The 17,143-nt window shown below is 37.4% G+C and carries 18 protein-coding genes; 7 read left to right on the top strand and 11 right to left on the bottom strand.

Features of this window, described 5'->3' with window-relative positions; translation table 11 throughout:
• Window positions 1-36 precede the first annotated feature (36 nt).
• Window positions 37-207 (bottom strand): ribosome modulation factor, encoded by a 171-nt coding sequence (gene rmf / locus GQR39_RS06330; RefSeq protein WP_002960897.1) that lies wholly within the window; start codon window positions 205-207, stop codon window positions 37-39.
• Between the two features lie 399 nt (window positions 208-606).
• Between rmf and GQR39_RS06325 the strand changes: the two genes are divergently transcribed.
• A complete protein-coding gene (locus GQR39_RS06325) occupies window positions 607-1,242 on the top strand; it encodes a TetR/AcrR family transcriptional regulator (RefSeq protein ID WP_165735132.1) in 636 nt (211 codons plus the stop codon).
• A gap of 49 nt (window positions 1,243-1,291) precedes the next feature.
• A complete protein-coding gene (locus GQR39_RS06320; protein WP_165735131.1) occupies window positions 1,292-2,284 on the top strand; it encodes an MDR family oxidoreductase in 993 nt (330 codons plus the stop codon).
• Between the two features lie 43 nt (window positions 2,285-2,327).
• On the opposite strand, the gene GQR39_RS06315 is transcribed toward GQR39_RS06320, so the two are convergent.
• Window positions 2,328-2,894, bottom strand: a complete 567-nt coding sequence (locus GQR39_RS06315) for a hypothetical protein (RefSeq protein ID WP_007582760.1) — start codon at window positions 2,892-2,894, stop codon at window positions 2,328-2,330.
• Between the two features lie 194 nt (window positions 2,895-3,088).
• Here GQR39_RS06315 and GQR39_RS06310 point away from each other — a divergent pair, with 194 nt between their 5' ends.
• Window positions 3,089-3,505: a VF530 family protein gene (locus tag GQR39_RS06310; protein ID WP_007582761.1), complete on the top strand. Its 417-nt coding sequence runs from the start codon at window positions 3,089-3,091 to the stop codon at window positions 3,503-3,505.
• A gap of 102 nt (window positions 3,506-3,607) precedes the next feature.
• On the opposite strand, the gene GQR39_RS06305 is transcribed toward GQR39_RS06310, so the two are convergent.
• Window positions 3,608-4,039: a DUF3859 domain-containing protein gene (locus GQR39_RS06305; protein WP_165735130.1), complete on the bottom strand. Its 432-nt coding sequence runs from the start codon at window positions 4,037-4,039 to the stop codon at window positions 3,608-3,610.
• A gap of 206 nt (window positions 4,040-4,245) precedes the next feature.
• On the opposite strand from GQR39_RS06305, the gene GQR39_RS06300 reads away from it, so the two are divergent.
• A complete protein-coding gene (locus GQR39_RS06300) occupies window positions 4,246-5,253 on the top strand; it encodes a YHYH protein (RefSeq protein ID WP_165735129.1) in 1,008 nt (335 codons plus the stop codon).
• Between the two features lie 13 nt (window positions 5,254-5,266).
• Entirely contained in the window at window positions 5,267-5,791 is a 525-nt protein-coding gene (locus GQR39_RS06295; RefSeq protein WP_165735128.1) for a hypothetical protein, read from the top strand.
• A 111-nt stretch (window positions 5,792-5,902) separates the two neighbouring features.
• On the opposite strand, the gene GQR39_RS06290 is transcribed toward GQR39_RS06295, so the two are convergent.
• The 7 genes from GQR39_RS06290 to GQR39_RS06260 form a co-directional block, all read right to left on the bottom strand.
• On the bottom strand, window positions 5,903-7,720 hold the full coding sequence (locus GQR39_RS06290) for a serine/threonine protein kinase (RefSeq protein ID WP_165735127.1): 1,818 nt from the start codon (window positions 7,718-7,720) through the stop codon (window positions 5,903-5,905).
• A gap of 198 nt (window positions 7,721-7,918) precedes the next feature.
• A complete protein-coding gene (locus tag GQR39_RS06285) occupies window positions 7,919-8,368 on the bottom strand; it encodes a hypothetical protein (RefSeq protein ID WP_165735126.1) in 450 nt (149 codons plus the stop codon).
• Window positions 8,369-8,634: 266 nt separating this feature from the next.
• A complete protein-coding gene (locus GQR39_RS06280; RefSeq protein ID WP_165735125.1) occupies window positions 8,635-9,294 on the bottom strand; it encodes an NAD(P)H-dependent oxidoreductase in 660 nt (219 codons plus the stop codon).
• Window positions 9,295-9,437: 143 nt separating this feature from the next.
• Window positions 9,438-10,241 carry a hypothetical protein gene (locus GQR39_RS06275; RefSeq protein WP_165735124.1) on the bottom strand — a complete coding sequence of 268 codons (804 nt, stop codon included), beginning with the start codon at window positions 10,239-10,241 and terminating at the stop codon, window positions 9,438-9,440.
• Window positions 10,242-10,634: 393 nt separating this feature from the next.
• Window positions 10,635-10,871 (bottom strand): hypothetical protein, encoded by a 237-nt coding sequence (locus GQR39_RS06270; protein ID WP_165735123.1) that lies wholly within the window; start codon window positions 10,869-10,871, stop codon window positions 10,635-10,637.
• Between the two features lie 72 nt (window positions 10,872-10,943).
• A complete protein-coding gene (locus GQR39_RS06265; RefSeq protein ID WP_165735122.1) occupies window positions 10,944-11,957 on the bottom strand; it encodes a DUF5924 family protein in 1,014 nt (337 codons plus the stop codon).
• 135 nt (window positions 11,958-12,092) lie between these two features.
• A complete protein-coding gene (locus GQR39_RS06260; protein WP_165735121.1) occupies window positions 12,093-12,842 on the bottom strand; it encodes an ATP-binding protein in 750 nt (249 codons plus the stop codon).
• Window positions 12,843-13,467: 625 nt separating this feature from the next.
• On the opposite strand from GQR39_RS06260, the gene GQR39_RS06255 reads away from it, so the two are divergent.
• Window positions 13,468-14,445, top strand: coding sequence for a DUF1852 domain-containing protein (locus GQR39_RS06255; RefSeq protein WP_165735120.1), 978 nt, complete (start codon window positions 13,468-13,470; stop codon window positions 14,443-14,445).
• Window positions 14,446-14,523: 78 nt separating this feature from the next.
• Window positions 14,524-15,558 carry a methionine synthase gene (locus tag GQR39_RS06250; RefSeq protein WP_165735119.1) on the top strand — a complete coding sequence of 345 codons (1,035 nt, stop codon included), beginning with the start codon at window positions 14,524-14,526 and terminating at the stop codon, window positions 15,556-15,558.
• Window positions 15,559-16,434: 876 nt separating this feature from the next.
• On the opposite strand, the gene GQR39_RS06245 is transcribed toward GQR39_RS06250, so the two are convergent.
• Window positions 16,435-17,143, bottom strand: a 709-nt coding sequence (locus GQR39_RS06245; protein WP_165735118.1) for a transposase, incomplete at its 5' end; no start/stop codon positions are given.

The following is a 17,143-nucleotide window of genomic DNA, read 5'->3' as shown; positions in this document are numbered from 1 at the left end:
CTTGGAGGCCTTTTTGCTTAAATTCGATTATTGATTTTAGGTTTTGTACATGTTGCGGTTTTCAATCGCTTCACGCCAACCTCCTAACCACTCTGATTTTGGATCTACTTGTTGATAAGGGCATAGCTCTTTTGAGCGACCTGCTAAACCTGCTTTAAAACCTTGAGAATGAGCTCTTTCTAAACGATCTCTTTTCTGTCTCTTCATCGGTAATATCCTCACCTTTTTATTTATATATTGTGTAGCATTAGTGAAATCTACATTTAATGAATAGTTAATAAAAATGTAAAATTCAAATCGTAAAAGCAATTAAATTGTTTGACTTTAACTAAGCTGCTGATGCAAAAATGAATTAACATTTAAAAAAGTAAGTGGTCATGCAACATTTAATTTGACCGGTTTTATGCTAAATAAAATGCGACTCAATAATCGCTAAAATGTACTTAAGTACATAAATTACGACCTGAGTAATTTGACTAAGTTCCAAACAAAAATGTAATCGTGACACTTTTATTTCAGTTATTATTACGCACCTAATTTGAACTATTTTTAAACAATTTAAATTTACACTTGATTATTTAAAGTCGATCGGTCTAATATATACCTATGAACAAAAATACATCAACACCAATACGCCGTGGTCGCCCACCTAAAATAGCCAGAGAGAACGCCGATACAAAAGCGTTACTTATTCGCACGGGCCTAGAAACACTAACCGAATTTGGTTTTAGTGCCACAGGCCTCGATACTATTTTAAAAAAAGCCGCTGTACCTAAAGGCTCTTTTTATCATTACTTTAAAAGTAAAGAAGCCTACGGTATTGCGTTAGTTGATGCATACGACAATTATTTTATTGCCAAGCTTACCTATTACTTACAGCAAGAAGATGTTCCCCCACTGGAGCGAATCGTTAATTTTACCCAAAGCGCAATTAAGGGGATGAAAAAATACGATTACAAACGTGGCTGCTTAGTCGGTAACTTAAACCAAGAGCTTAATCATTTAAGTGAAGAGTTTAAAACCAGATTAATGCAAAGCTACACCGCTTGGCAAAACCATGTAGAAGTTTGCTTAAACAAAGCTAAGCAGCAAGGCACTATTGCAAGCCATGTAAACACAAAATTAATGAGTGAGTACTTTTGGATTGGTTGGGAAGGTGCTGTTATGCGCGCCAAGCTCACTAAATCAAATACCCCACTTACTTTGTATACAGAAATGTTTTTACGCGCATTATTAACCTAATGCGTTTTTATTTACCAATTAAAAGACGATCGGTCTAAAAGGATATCCCATGAGTAACCCAATTAAAGCCATTGTTATTAATAAAGAAGATAATAACTATAGCGCTTCATTATCTACTATCGAAAATAGTGATTTACCAAACGAAAACGTATCTATCGACGTGCTATACAGCACACTTAACTATAAAGATGGCTTAGCAATCACTGGCAAAGGCCCCGTTGTACGTAGTTTTCCTATGGTGCCAGGTATTGATTTAGTGGGTACGGTTACAAACTCCACCAGCGATGAATTTAAAAGCGGTGATAACGTAATATTAAATGGCTTTGGTGTAGGCGAAAAACATTGGGGTGGGCTTGCTCAAAAAGCGGCACTTAATAGCGATTGGCTAATCCCCTTGCCTGCTGGTATTTCACCAAAACAAGCCATGCAAATTGGTACCGCCGGTTATACCGCCATGCTAAGTGTTATAGCGCTTGAAAAACAAGGTATTACGCCTGAGTCTGGCGAAATACTGGTAACGGGTGCTAATGGTGGCGTAGGCAGCTTTGCTATTTATTTATTAAATCAACTTGGGTTTAACGTAACAGCAGCAACGGGCCGATTAGATCAAAGTGAGTATTTAAAAGATTTAGGCGCTAAACACGTAATTGACAGAAATGAGCTTTCAAATCCAGGTAAGCCCCTCCAAAAAGAGCGCTTTGCTGGGGCAATAGACTCTGTAGGGAGCCATACACTTGCCAATATTTGTGCATCATTAAAATATGGTGGCGTAGTAACCGCCTGCGGACTTGCACAAGGTATGGATTTACCAGGGTCAGTTGCGCCATTCATATTACGTGGCATATCGTTAATGGGGATTGATAGCGTAATGCGCCCTAAAGCCGACAGAATCGAAGCATGGGATCGTTTAGCTAAATTAGTAAGCGCTGATTATTTAGATAAAATTTCGACAGAAATATCACTCGAACACGTAATCGATAACGCAGAGCAACTTATGGAAGGTAAAATTCGTGGTCGTGTTGTAGTTAATTGCCAAAGTTAATTAAATAATAAGCCACATAGTAATATGTGGCTTAAACGTTTAACTAGGCACCGAATGCAGCTAATTTTTCAGCTAATTCTGTTTTAGTAATCAAACCCATTTCTTCTTGCTTTTTAAGCTTGCGAATGTTGTCAAAGTTATCTAGTTTTAAACGTGCTTTAGCTAACTTTTCTTCCATTTCTTCTTTAGATAAAACATCAAGTTTTACTGCTTTTTCTAACTTCTCTTTTTCTTGATCGTATTCTTTTTGAAAAATTGCTTTTTCTTGAATTATAATTTGATCTTTTATTTTCTTTTCAATTTCAATGGCTTCATCTTCAAGCTCAATCTTTTTCTCTAAAAGAGGTTCTATTCTTGATAAAGGCTCTTGTAAAGCAACTTCAACATTTTCACCTTGGTTAGCTAAAAGGTTCTCAACATATTTTTTACCAATATCTTTGTAACCAATATTAAGCTGACCTTCGATTGAAGTGATTTCTGAACGAATAGATGAAAGTTTTGCGTTTTCTTTTGCTGAAGTAGCAATATCACTACTTAGTTTTGATGTAGAGTCACTAATATTTGAGCCAATAGTGCTTGCTTGAGTTTTGATCTTATTAAAAAGTCCCATTTCGTAATATTCCTTAATCTTTAATACTATAAATTGGCATCTTGCCGTATTTTATAAAGCTTTTTAATATTACCGATTATTTAAACACGTGTAAATTTTATCTTTCAATTCATTGTATGTGTAGATTTTAGAGTATCAAAAATTATAGATAAAACTTATAATGTAATTTGTATTTTAATAATGAGGCAACACCTATGAGCAACCAAGAACTTTTCAGTAATAACCCACTGCAAGGCGTAAAATTAGAACAAGTGGTTGAAGAGCTGGTTGAACAATACGGGTGGGAACTCCTGCACGCTTATTTACAACTTAACTGCTTTAAAAATAATCCTGATGTTAAGTCTGCGGTTAAATTTTTACGTAAAACACAATGGGCACAAGAAAAAGTAGATAACTTTTACCTTTATCGTCTTAAAAACTTACCTAAGCCTGATGATGTTCAATACGAACTACCACCACGAGATCGTGTGATCCCAGCTGATCATAAACCGGGGGAACCGTGTGAGCTTAGTTTTGTTGATGCTAAGCGTATTGTAGAGAAAAAAGAATCTAAGCAACGTGCTCGCGATCGTAAGCAGCGTTCTAATTCTAGTAACCCTTGGGGTAACTAAAAACTTACTAATTTAAGGTCGAAGAGCTATTTATAAATAGCTCTTCGACTATTTTCTCATTAACTTCAATTATATCCGCCTTACATAGCCAATAAATAACAATTAGTACCCTCGGTTTTTCCAAAAATCTGTTTCGGTGCGCTGCGCCTCTAATGCCACATTAAAAGTTTTATCAGCAATGATTTTTCCATTTAATTCAATCGTCATTCGCCAATCACCCAATTTATTTTCTATTGGCAGCCAAAGCGTATCGCCTAAATAAAAGCTCCAATCACTGTTTTTAACGTATACATCGCCTTCAAAAGGATCCATCACATCACCGTCACTGTCTGGAATATCAGGATGGTAAATACAATAATGAAGCTTTTCGCCTTTACCTTTTTTGATATTTACGATTAAGCCAAACTCAATATCTACCTCAGCTATTACATTTGTTGTAAATTGCTCTATTTGTGGCAACGCTTTACTTTCACTATCCCACTTAGAGTAAATACCGTGACTTTGTAACGTCACTACAGGTTTTGTTTTAGCCATTAAGGTAGCCTTTTATGTTAGCTATTTTGGCATTAGTTTAACTTTTTGAAATTTTAAAATAAAACACAATCTCATAAAGTTAAATCTCAACTTAGCTTTAATACTCCGCCTATTTACATAATTGCTAATTTGTCATCATTGTTTACACACTATTTGCACAATTGCTGATTATTGTTTGAGTAACTTAATTGATCAGGTAGGCAGCAATGAAACAATACGCACTTAATAATAAAAATCGAAATAGGATAAATGCTTTAAAGCTCACTTCTCTTGCTTTAATTGTTTCATCGTTAGTTGCATGTGGAGGTGGAGAAGGCATAGCTGATAGCTCAGAAACTACAGAAAGCTCATCACAAACCACCACAGATAATGGCACAGGTACCAGCAGTTCAACCCAAAGTGTACTTTGTGAATATAGCTACAGTGAATATAACGAGTCAGAGTCAGTACAAGCCACCAGCGCTGCAGATTGGTCATGCACAGGAACTACACGCGACTTAGCAGCTAATGGCATACCCGATCACGAAGTAGGTACATTCCCTAATGCTGATAACCCAAATACTATTTCTGAACAATCAGTAAATGAAAGCTACACACTTGAGCCTATAGAAACAACACAAGCAACTATGCTTGGTGGTCCTCGTGGAATGATAGGCGTTGTACTTAATGGCATTAAAATAGACGCAGGCACAGGCGGAAGTTGTGATGATTCTGGCACCGATTGCGATTTAGGCGACAACAGCGGCAACTGGAATATAGAAGCCCTAAGCCAAGACACGTTTAGTTTTGGAACAGACGACAACAATGCACACGTACAACCCGATGGTACATATCATTATCATGGTATGCCTGAAGGCTTTGTAGCAATGCGAGGTGGCAATAGGACTACTATGACTCTAATAGGCTGGGCAGCAGATGGCTTTCCTATTTATGCACGTTACGGCTATTCAGACTCAAGTGATGCAACTTCAGCCCTAACCGCAATGACCGCAAGCTATCAACACGTAACAACCGTAAGCGCAAACCGCCCTTCTACCGATATATACTCATTAGGTACATTTGCACAAGATTGGGAATACGTAGCAGGCTCGGGTGATTTAGATGAATGTAATGGCCGCGTTGGTGTAACGCCTGAGTTTCCTGATGGGATATACCACTACTACGCAACAGACACTTACCCGTTTTTTCAACGCTGCGTTAAAGGCGAAGTTTAATTAGGAGTAAGTTATGCCTTATAAGAAAAATTATCTGTTAAGTGTGACCACATTGGGCTTATTGAGCACATCAACATTAGCAAACGCGCATTTAATGGTTGCAGAGCACGGTACGCTGAATTTTGTTGATAATAACGTGTTTATTGTTCTTTCAATCCCTATTTCGGCTTTTAAAGGGGTTGATGAAGATGAGGATGGCAAAGTATCAATAGTTGAGTTTAATGCTCATAAAAAACAAATAAGTAAGCGAGTTAAAAAGAACGTTTATTTAGCAGATCATCAGTATAAATTTACTATTGACGGACTTTTGCTAAACCCAGAAGCGTCGCATACACATAAAAGCGACAATATAGACCAAGTAACCATTACTGGGCGCTACTCTTTGCCTAGTAAACTAGCCAAAGTTAACTTTAACGTTAAGCTATTTAGTAACAATGAGCACAAGCAGCATTATCAAATTACAGCGACTAATAAAACGCAAAAGCTAACTCATCAATTTGAGCTATCACCAACGTCGCCCTTTAGTAAGGTGTTTTAATAATTAGTAATACTTACCTAATAATTAAGTGGCAAAGAGTACAAGTTAAACAAACTTGTGCTCTTTTTTTATCTTTGTCTTTTCATTCAGCACTCTTAATTTAAGTACTTTCTATAAAGATACAAGCTTGGGATTTTTAGGAAAGTAATGCTCTTGTTGCTGCTCACATAAACTAAACTCACGGGTGTTTTTATATGGGAGTTTCATAAAGCCCGCAACACCCACGTCCGTAATATTTACCGCGTATTGCATAAGTTTATTTAGCAAACGTTTAAACTCAACCTCTTTGGTCGAATCGAGTAAACGGTAGTAATGGTGAATCTTCATTCTGTCGGGCAGTGCTTCAAAAATAATACACCCCGTATGATGAATTTGGTTAAGCTCAAATACGCACTTAATAACTTTTTTAGGTAGCTGTAGTTGCTCATCAGGGTCTTTACCGTCTTCAAAGTATGAATGCGGGCGGGTTATGTCGTTTGCCTTCATACTTACAACTTCGTATTCAAGCTCTGGTAGGCTATCAAACTTAAATGCACCCGTGCCATCTCGCTCTAGTTGAATGGTTTTACGGGCATCAAACAAACAACACTTAAATAACCCTTTTTGATTAATCGCTTGCGCAAGCATCACCGTGTTATTAATCGCATCACTAAACGCATCACCCAATGATTCGTCATGCATAATTAAAGACGATTCAACAAACATCGACTCATCCTTCCAATGAAAACTAAGCCCACCAACAACAGGGTACTTAGCTAATCGGCTTATTGATGCTAAAAATGCTTTTTCGGTATCGCCTGTATCAAACAAAAACTCTTTATAATAACGGTCAAGTTGCGCGTCGTTTATATCTAGTAATTGCTGGTTATGATCGGCTTGGCGTAAAAACTGTTTTCGTGAACTATATACAACCGTGTCGGGTTGCTCTGCCTTGCCATACCAAAAAGGAATATCTGCTTTTTTTTGTTTTTTATCAAGCTCAGGTAAATACGCTTTAGCCATAGTTGTAATATTACGCATAAAGTAATCACCTGCACCATCACGTTTTGCCTTACTTTTAGAAAGCATGCCATCAATCACTTTAGCCAACTCTTTTGGGAGCCCTAAGCTGCTTGCAGGGATGGCTTGTGCACCAAAGCGGCACGACTGCGCCGACGCTAGCGCATACAACGTTGCGGCTACACCTTGTTCATCAAATCGTGGGGATGATTGCTCCCCCGACATTTGTGCTTCACCAATAAAGTACACATCGCCCATACGAGCATTAGTTGTACTTAAATCGCCCGACATTAAATCCATAAAGTTACTCGCAACAGGGTTACCATCGCTATCGAGCTGTGCATACACAGAGCTTCCCCAATCCACTAACGACAGCGCATCAGTGTTTGCATCCCAAACAAGGTTTGAAGGCTTTATATCGCCATGCACTATAGGTTGTGGGCTAATGCCGTTTTTGTGGCTGCGTAAATCAATTAATACATTACGTAACCTAACAGCTAGCGCCATTATTTGCGCGGCACTAAAGCGCCCTGTTTTAAGCGATACTTTTTCAAGGTCCTCTCCAATGGCGCGCGCCATCATTAAAATCCCTTGTTTTTTAATTCGCTCGAATGCATAAAAGGTAGGCACTAAGGGGTTATTAATTTGCGAAAGCATATACGCTTCGTCTTCTAGGCGGTCACGTACACTTTGGGCAAGCGTAATACGCGAAAACTTAAATACCCAAGGTAAGCCGTTATCGTCATCACCTGCAAATACAAAACCAAAAGCACCCGAGCCAATCATTTCAACGTTTTTGTAGCCCAGCAGTGTTAACTGCTTAATACAAATATTAAGCCACTGGCGGTGTTTTTTAGCATCGCGGTGCGAAAGCAAATAAACAGATTGCTCTTCGTTGATATAAAAGTTGCGGATTTCTTTGGCTTTCAATACAGGTACTCAAACTTATAAAACTAACCAATTATTAGTTTTATGTAATGAGATTACAATAGGTTAAATAAGAGTTTTGAAATCGTGGAATAAAACAGCGCAAAAGTAGCGCCATAGCAGTAAATTTAAGTGTAAACGTTAAAGCTCAAAGTAAGCTTTTACAATGCACTGTATATAAATACAGTGCATTGCTTTTTGCTAACTTTCAATAACACGAAGCTGCTTAAGTGATGACACAGCTATGTGCGTTTGATAATAATATTTATTAGTGACTCTACCACGGCTCATAAAATCGATAGTTACTCGTTTAGCTTCGCCTGTTACTTCTATTGTTTTATCAATAAAAAAGGTGTCTGCTGGTTGCCCGTATTTACTTTGAAGCTCTGCTACCACATTAGGCTGTATTGATACCGTAATTGAACGCCTGTCACGATAATCAGTTTCTGTATTTAAATACAACCAACTCCCCTGAACTCCCGCCGCTTTAATATGAAACTGGTAAGTGCCAGCAACCCCCTTTGGTGCACTTTGCTCAGTTAAAGCGATAAGGTTCATATTTGCAGCCGTACTTTGGCTCATTTCAATTTTATGGGGAACAGAACTACATGCACTAAGCGTTAGCACACTTAGTAAGGCTAGATATTTCAAGACACAATTTCCTTGTTTCTTACACCAATTCGCATAATTAAGTAATCTATTTTGAGACAAGAAAATCGTGTCGATAACAAAGCAAAATTTCGTTATTGAGTTGTTCTATATCAAAAATTTTTAATGCAGTTAGCGATTTAATCCCTTAAATTGATTAACTATTATTGCGAATTGGTATTATGCATTATTAAAAATATGTAGCGTTAATGATACCACTATATGCAGCCATGTTTCTATAATCAATCCAAACAATTAGTTAGCGGGTATTAAGGTGCATTGCGCTGAGAAGGATCTGTTTTAAAGCTTTTTAGCAAACTTTGTGGGTCAACCACCTCGGTATGCTCTTTAGCAGCCTGCGCCCACCATATTAGTTGGCTAAACGTGCGTGAGAAATAATTAAACCACGATGATTGACTCTCTCCTGCAACAGGTTTGCCATCCTCACTAAACACATCTTGCGCTTTTGGCACGTGGATCATCGCCGATACCGGCAAACAGCCAAGTTCAGATAAAAATGTGCGCATACTAATGGCCGCTCTTACGCCACCCCACTGCCCTGCTGAGTAAGTTACTATTGCACTTGGTTTATACGAAAATAGTGAGCTACCAAAATGATTAAGTAAGTCAGCGAGAGCTGGACTCATGCTGTGATTGTACTCAGGGCTAATCATTATATACCCATCTGCGGCTTTAATTTTATCAGCTAAAAGAGTGAGCTCTGTAGGTGCATTACTTTCAGCGTATGCAAAGTGTGGTTTAAATATGTTTTCGCAAGGAAAATCCAACGTATCAATTAGCTCAAACTCATGATCGCCAAAATGCTCTGTTAAGCATTCTATACAAGCCCTAGAAACCCTTAAGCCTAAGCGAGCTGGTTTTGGTGGAGTGCTATCGCGTACTGTGCCTAAAAATACTAAAAACTTCATATGTAATTCTCAACTGTGTTTAAACGATAGCTAAACACTAACATTTTTTAGTTATTGTGTATTACACATACGCATTGTTTATTGATTCAAAACATACGAATAATTTAAAAGCTGTAAACTCACCCTCGAAAAGCAAACACGCCCTAGTATTGATAACTTAGCCCTACACCACCCCAAAATATATTTCGAAGTGTCTCGTCACCTGCAAAGCGTTTTTCATCTTTATTAACGGCAATGCTATAGCTTGTATATGTGTATAAGGCTAATTGATTAAAAAGCTGATACGACAAGTTTGCAGTAAACTTTACGTTGTTAATTCCGTTGTGCCCATTACTAACATACCCCGCGTTAAACCCCACGCCCGATTGAATATCCAATAATAGTAAATCGTTAATATAAAAATCTTTTTTTACTGCCAACTCCAAAAATGTACCGCTGGCATCAAATGAATGATAAACACTACTTAACAACTGAATATCGTCTGCATAGAGATACGCAAAGTCGAGGCTTAGCTCATTATCGTGAGCGTCAATGCCATCTTCGCGAGCTTTAATATAGTTATAACCTACATACATCTCTACTCGCTCAGATAAGTGAGCGGTATAAATGGCATTTAAATTAAGCTCTGAATAATCACTACTAATACCTTTTGCGGCCCAAGGGATCACCGCAAAGTTTTTATAATTAAACTCAGTAGCAATTGATACAATACCATTACCGGCAAGGTTATCTCGACCTTCGGTTACATATCGGCTTTCCCATAATGGGTGAATATGTAAATCAAACTCTTTATTTTTGTAATTTACGTCAGTATGGGTATGCTTAATATTTCCGCCTACACCCACTTCAAGCTCTTGATAGTGCTCTTGTGTTTTTGCTTGTGCGTAAGCTGTATTTGCACCCGCTAGAGTCGTAATAACAAATACATATTTTAAATAGTGAGTCATTTATTAAGTCCAAAACCATCATAAATGGTAAAAAGTGGCGCATAGTATTGTTATAAAACGTGTTAGCGAAATAAATGGATGCATATATATTGTTTTATTTATTAGATTTGAAGTATTTACTAAGTATTACCCATAAACTACAAGTTGCAATTAGCTCGGATTTCAACCAACAAACCAAAGCTATATACGCACCGAGCAATGCTCTAGCAGGTACTTAATTTAATAGTAAAATGATAGTTATAGTACTCACGGTGAGGTGTTCCCTATTGCAAAAACAGGAAAAGTATAAGTAGGAAGTGTAAAAAAGTGCGGTAAAGGGGAAAACTATAAGCAGCAATAACTCATTAAGCTGCTTATTATTCTTAAAATTATTAACCTAATTTGTTGGCCAGTTTAGTGATTTAAATAAGCCATAACGGCAATGAGTGCAACATAAAAACAAAAACCGAGTAAGAAGATTAAGTCGACTCTTCTAGCTTTACTCGCTTTATAAGATGCAAAATCCTTAAACTCGCTATTATATTGCCCCAACGTTACCACTTTTAATAGCAGCCAACCGGTCGAGTAAAATAAAAAACTCAAACCAGTTTCAACAATTAGCCAAATAAAAATCTCAAAAGCAATACTCATAAACTATGTCCATTAGTTTGGAATGCAAAAACTATATCAGCTATGTGTTTAAAATACAGCCGACTAAGTTAATTAAGGTGTAACAGTAAATTTCGTTAAACCTATTAACTGACCTGATTCGGTGACTACTTTTACTTGCCACTTACCAACAGAGTCTTTAGGAAAGTTTACTTTGTGTGTCCACGCTCTATAACCTAGCTCTCTCCCGCCGTTTATATTTAACGTGATCCGATCAACTTCTTTTTTATTATGAAGCCACACATGAAATATTTTTTCATTTAAGCCTCTTGGTGCTTTAACAGCGGTCCAACTATATAAACCTTGATGGTGCAGTGTATAAGAGTCTAACTGTTTAATACTCCCTACTGGCTTTTTATGCTGTAAATCAACTTCATGAGCTAACGTAATATCGGTTAATCGCAGCGCAGCAGGAGGCACATAGCTCCTTAATTGCCACACAGCAGTGCTCAAAGCACATAAAATCAATACAAGAATAGGAAAACGCCACCAGCGTGCATTAGGCATTAAATTGTTTAAACTCGGTAGAGTAACCACTACAGCCGTTACAAGAGCTGCGGCTAAACTTTGGCTCGTTGTAAGGTTTAACAAAATAGGTAAAGTAACAAGCAAAACAACGAATAAAGCAAAGTTATGAAACACACTAAATAACGTACGGTTTTTAGCAAGTTTTTTGTAATAAAAGGGGTCTATAACCGATATAACCGCACACAAAACAATGAGGGAGGTAAAAATTGCTTGAGGATGATCCCACTGTGTAACCGCTAAAAAAAACGGCAAAGCAAAAAATAAGCTTTCTTGTTGCACCATTTGCAGAGCAAAACGCATTACATTAGGAGATACAGCCACACCAAACTTTTCTTCTACTTTGTCACGTAACCAATTATCAATAATTAGCCACAACCAACTAATAAGCAAAAATATCGCAATAATTTGCGAAAAAGACTCTTTTCTATCTACAAGTGCAAAGCTGGCAACGCCCGACAAAAACGCCAACACAGCCAATAATCCAGGCCGCTTTTGCATCGCGCTTATAAATTTAGCGATTATATTTTTACAGTAATCCATGTATAAGTGTTTCCGTACGGGTACGTACTTTATTATTTTTATTCAGAGTATAATTAGTTTAACCAAGTTTAAATGAACAACAGATAGATGGATGGATTCAAACGCGTCATTTACCAGTAAATAAAACTAACCATTTTAATTAAATAAAAGCCCGGCATAGCGCGTCATTGGTACGTTTATTAATTTTTGTAACACGTGAGCTTTAGCAAGTAATTCATCTTCACTAAGTGCAGGCATTTTATTGTTAAAAGCGAACACAATTTTATTACCGCCTTCAATAATAAAACTAAGAATCTTTCCTGCAAATTCTTTCTCAAGAAGTTGATCAAACGCTTCCCTCTGCCCAACTTTGGTATGGCAAATATTAAGTACTAAAACACCATCAAAAGTGAGCGCATTTTTACAATCGCGTAAGTAAGATGATTGCACCTGATCTGATTCCATCCCTTCTGAGCTATATAAATCAGAAAAAATAACGTCCGTTTTTATCTGCGTGTTTTTCATGTAGTTTGCCGCATCATCAATATGAATAAACAAACGTTCTGACACAGGAACTTCAAAATATTTTATAGCCATATCAGCAACGGCTTTGCGGTATTCAACGGTATGTATAGTCAGTGCAGGAAACGCATGATAAAGACTTTTTGCTATAGAGCCCGCCCCAAGTCCCATTATCATCGCGGTTTTTAAGTGCGGAATAAAAAAAAGCGCAGCCATCATAGCTTGCGTATAAGCTAAGCTTAACCCGTTAATATTATTTAATTTAATACAGCTTTGATAAATTTTTCCGTCAAAGCTGAGAATAAGATTCTTTTTTGTTTGATATACATAAACAGGGCCATGCTCATCAATAGTTGATGCAATACAAGTGCCTTTGATATCCACGAATACTCAATAGGTGAGGTGATGAAAAACGAGTATAACTTACTTAACGCACTGGCATTGCCATTAATATGGTTTATAGCCTTTTATTAATTTACAAGCATTTATATACGTACTCAGAAAAGTCGGTTTATCTTTTGAGATTAGATTAGATTAGCTAAGGTATCTACTTATATAGCTAGATGGAACTTACCCGTGACGACATTTATTATAAACAGCGACGCAATATGCTAAAAACTTAACTAACATACTGATATAGCTACAAAAAAACCATTTGAATATTCCTCATGTTCAACATGAATAAAGTACACACCAACGACAAGGAAGTCTAAACGGCTAAACATCCATCCTTTATTTTTACCGATTTATGCCTTTTTCTCGCCAATTGCTACGTAATCGAATCTAACAATAGTGATTAATGAATATGACTCATGTTTTATGTGAAATTAAACCGTTTTTCTTCATATACCAATCAACGTATAAATTACTCATTCCTTAGCGCAAAACACTATTTAACAACTTAAAGCCGCTGAATACCTAAACCAGCTAAGCCAGCTAAGTAAGTTGCAAGGCTAATAAAGCGCAGAGCATCAATCAGGTTTAAATTATAAAATTGGATATAAACACGATGAAAAAAGATTTTACATTTAATATAAAGAGCGTTTCACTCGATGAAAATTATCATCCATCAACTAATACGCGTATCACAACCAACTTTGCTAATTTAGCCAGAGGTGAATACCGCAAAGCAAACTTGCGTAACGCCTTAAACATGATTAACAACCGTTTTAATGCCCTAGCCCACTGGGATAACACCAAAGGTGAGCGTTATGCTGTTGAGCTTGAAATTGTCTCTGTTGAGATAGGTATTGAAGATGGCGGCGAAAGCTTCCCCTCTATCGAAATATTAAAAACAAATATTGTTGACCATAAAACTAATAAGCGCATTGAAGGCATTGTAGGAAACAACTTTTCATCGTATGTACGCGACTACGATTTTAGCGTTCTCCTACAAGAGCACAATAAAGGCAAGCCTCAATTTAGCATTCCAGATGACTTTGGGGTTTTACATGGCAAGCTATTTCAGTCATTCGTAAATTCGGATACATACAAACAAAACTTTAAAAAACCACCGGTTATATGCCTAAGTGTGTCAGATAACAAAACCTACAACCGCACCGAAAACCAGCACCCGGTACTTGGCGTTGAATACGAACCAAATGAATCGTCTTTAACTGAGCAATACTTCAAAAAAATGGGCTTACAGGTACGTTATTTTATGCCACAAAATAGCGCCGCGCCTTTGGCATTGTTTTTCTTTGGTGATTTACTTAATGATTACAGCAATCTTGAGCTTATAAGCACCATTAGTACGATGGAAACGTTTCAAAAAATCTACAGACCAGAGATTTATAATGCCAACGCAACAGCGGGTAAATCATATAAACCAAACTTAAAAAACTTGGACCACTCACTAACGCAAATTGTGTATGACCGAGAAGAACGTGGCAAGTTAGCAAATGAGCAAGGCAAGTTTGCACAAGAGCATTTTATCAAACCGTACCAAACAGTTCTTGAGCAATTCTCTACTAGCTATCTGTCATAACAACTAATAGTAACAACCAGTAATAACGCGCTTAACGATACGTTTAATAATTAACTAAAATATACGGCATTATTTATTATGAAAAAATTACTACCTACATCTACCGCTGGCAGTTTACCTAAGCCTTTATGGCTTGCAGAGCCAGAAACACTTTGGTCACCTTGGAAATTAAAAGGTGATGAATTAACCCAAGGCAAACACGACGCTCTACGCTTGTCATTATTCGACCAGCAACAAGCAGACATTGATATTGTTAGCGATGGCGAGCAAACAAGGCAACATTTTGTAACTACATTTATAGAGCACCTAAATGGCGTTGACTTTGAAAAACGTAAAACAGTAAAAATTCGTGACCGATACGACGCAAGCGTACCTACAGTTGTGGGCTCTGTTAGCCGTCAAAAGTCTGTGTTTGTTGAAGACGCTAAATTTTTACGCAAGCAAACCAAGCAACCAATAAAATGGGCATTGCCAGGCCCAATGACCATGATCGACACGCTTTACGATGACCATTATAAAAGCCGCGAAAAACTAGCGTGGGAATTTGCCATCATTCTTAATCAAGAAGCAAAAGAATTAGAAGCCGCCGGCGTTGATATCATCCAATTTGATGAGCCCGCGTTTAACGTATTTTTTGATGAAGTAAACGACTGGGGAATTGCCTGTTTAGAGCGCGCAATTGAAGGTCTTAAATGCGAAACCGCCGTGCATATTTGCTATGGCTACGGCATTAAAGCAAATACAGATTGGAAAAAAACACTAGGAAGCGAATGGCGACAGTACGAAGAAGCATTCCCTAAGCTTCAGCAATCTAATATCGATATTATCTCACTAGAGTGCCATAACTCCCATGTACCAATGGATTTACTAGAACTTATTCGCGGTAAAAAAGTAATGGTAGGCGCAATTGATGTAGCAAATCATACTATCGAAACGCCAGAGGAAGTAGCTAATACGCTACGTAAAGCACTGCAATTTGTAGATGCCGACAAACTCTACCCGTGTACAAACTGCGGCATGGCTCCACTACCTCACCATATAGCCAGAGGTAAACTAAATGCCTTGAGCGCTGGGGCTGAAATTATAAGAAAAGAATTATTAGAAAAGAACTAGAAAAGTAGCTTTAAAATACAAATTGTAAACAATAACAGCTGTCGCACCATACCATAGTGAAATCCATAAACATGGTGCGTTAGTTAAAACCTACCAAAGAACAAAGTTTAGGTTAGTTATTTAATTTTTTTTATTAAAAAGCTCTAGCCTGTTTTTTGAAAAATCGATAACTGCTTGCTGGCTGAACAAGATTGGTTTGTTAGGTGCGCTGTTCATTTAAACTGAATCTTGTTTCTTACAAGTTCAAAAATACACGCCCCAGTTAAAACTGCATATACACCTAGAATAAAGTAAAACATAGTTGGGCTGGTTTCAAGTGAGTAATCTTCGCCTCCTTTGGGAGAAACTTGACCAGTAAGTAGATCGTGAATGAAGAGAAAGGTAAAAAATAGACCACAAGAAACCAAAAGTATCTTGTCAGATTTTGAGTGTTTTTTCATAAACTATTTTCAGCCAATTTTCCTTTTGAGAAGCTTTAGCAAAATTCGAAACAACTGCCTTTTGCTTGTAGCACCTAACAATTTTGTCTACGATATTTGTCGTTTTATAAACCGACAAATGTCCACATATCACAATGCATTTATCTTAACCATCAAATAAACACCTGTAAACAATTAGTTAACTTTAAGGTTTTTTCCTTAATGTAGAAATACACAGAAACAAATACAAACCTGACAGCCACCTTAATCGAACAAACAAAACTGTGCCACTAAATTAGCCAATCAGGTTCAAAATTTATCTTTGATTACTGGGTCACTTTCATTTCATCTAATAAATAAGTCATTAGCACGCTAAAACCTGAATTACACGCATGATAATAACTACATAATTACAGTTTTAATGTTTACTGAATGGTTTTACTGAGTAGTTTAAGTTTTATGCGAGTAACTTTTCGCAGTTGCTAATATTTGTTCGCCGTTTCCGCTTTAAATATTCACAGTAACTTGCTTGTGAAGTGGGCCTACCTACTGCACCATGGAATACGCGCGTAAATTGTGTGGTGAGTTTTAACCAGTTTTCGGGGGATATATTAAGCCTTTCTAACAAAGGAAGGTTCATATTATCAATATGCCCACGCTTATCCTCTCGTATTATTCGCTCTGTTAGCTCAACAAGTTCAAGGTACGATTTAAGCTCAAACGGCAGCCCTTTGGGCATAATCTGACGAGGCAGACCAGCAAAACGTAGTAACTGTTTTGGTTGTTTACCTTCTGCTGCGCATGTTAAACGCTTTTGTACACTGGTATGGTCTGACTCTTCTGGTGTGTTAGCCATTTTTGCTCTAATGGGATTTAAATCGACATAGGCCATACACGCTGCAAGTGCTGCTTCATCTAGTAATGCTTGCGATTTGAATCTACCCTCCCAGAATCGTCCTGTGCAGTTATCTTCTTTATTTGCTCTACGCGCAATGTCTTCATTTAATAGCCGCATAAACCAGCTAATACTTGCTAGGCGTTCGCGGTATTGTTTAACCGTTTGGTTGAAAAAGATGAGTTCAACTTTACTTAGCTTTTCACCTTGTACATATTTTTGCGTTAACAATGTGCCTTTACAGAGTTTATGCCAGCGAATAACAATCGCT

It is taken from the genome of Pseudoalteromonas sp. C8 (genome assembly GCF_011378685.1).
GTDB lineage: Bacteria > Pseudomonadota > Gammaproteobacteria > Enterobacterales > Alteromonadaceae > Pseudoalteromonas > Pseudoalteromonas arctica.
Note: the sequence above shows the minus strand (reverse complement) of the source record. Positions and strands in the feature narration are given on the sequence as shown.

Bases quoted from the DNA above. Each gene is read 5' to 3' on its own strand.
- rmf (WP_002960897.1), bottom strand. From the start codon at position 207: ATGAAGAGACAGAAAAGAGATCGTTTAGAAAGAGCTCATTCTCAAGGT.
- GQR39_RS06325 (WP_165735132.1), top strand. From the start codon at position 607: ATGAACAAAAATACATCAACACCAATACGCCGTGGTCGCCCACCTAAA.
- GQR39_RS06320 (WP_165735131.1), top strand. From the start codon at position 1,292: ATGAGTAACCCAATTAAAGCCATTGTTATTAATAAAGAAGATAATAAC.
- GQR39_RS06315 (WP_007582760.1), bottom strand. From the start codon at position 2,894: ATGGGACTTTTTAATAAGATCAAAACTCAAGCAAGCACTATTGGCTCA.
- GQR39_RS06310 (WP_007582761.1), top strand. From the start codon at position 3,089: ATGAGCAACCAAGAACTTTTCAGTAATAACCCACTGCAAGGCGTAAAA.
- GQR39_RS06305 (WP_165735130.1), bottom strand. From the start codon at position 4,039: ATGGCTAAAACAAAACCTGTAGTGACGTTACAAAGTCACGGTATTTAC.
- GQR39_RS06300 (WP_165735129.1), top strand. From the start codon at position 4,246: ATGAAACAATACGCACTTAATAATAAAAATCGAAATAGGATAAATGCT.
- GQR39_RS06295 (WP_165735128.1), top strand. From the start codon at position 5,267: ATGCCTTATAAGAAAAATTATCTGTTAAGTGTGACCACATTGGGCTTA.
- GQR39_RS06280 (WP_165735125.1), bottom strand. From the start codon at position 9,294: ATGAAGTTTTTAGTATTTTTAGGCACAGTACGCGATAGCACTCCACCA.
- GQR39_RS06275 (WP_165735124.1), bottom strand. From the start codon at position 10,241: ATGACTCACTATTTAAAATATGTATTTGTTATTACGACTCTAGCGGGT.
- GQR39_RS06270 (WP_165735123.1), bottom strand. From the start codon at position 10,871: ATGAGTATTGCTTTTGAGATTTTTATTTGGCTAATTGTTGAAACTGGT.
- GQR39_RS06265 (WP_165735122.1), bottom strand. From the start codon at position 11,957: ATGGATTACTGTAAAAATATAATCGCTAAATTTATAAGCGCGATGCAA.
- GQR39_RS06255 (WP_165735120.1), top strand. From the start codon at position 13,468: ATGAAAAAAGATTTTACATTTAATATAAAGAGCGTTTCACTCGATGAA.
- GQR39_RS06250 (WP_165735119.1), top strand. From the start codon at position 14,524: ATGAAAAAATTACTACCTACATCTACCGCTGGCAGTTTACCTAAGCCT.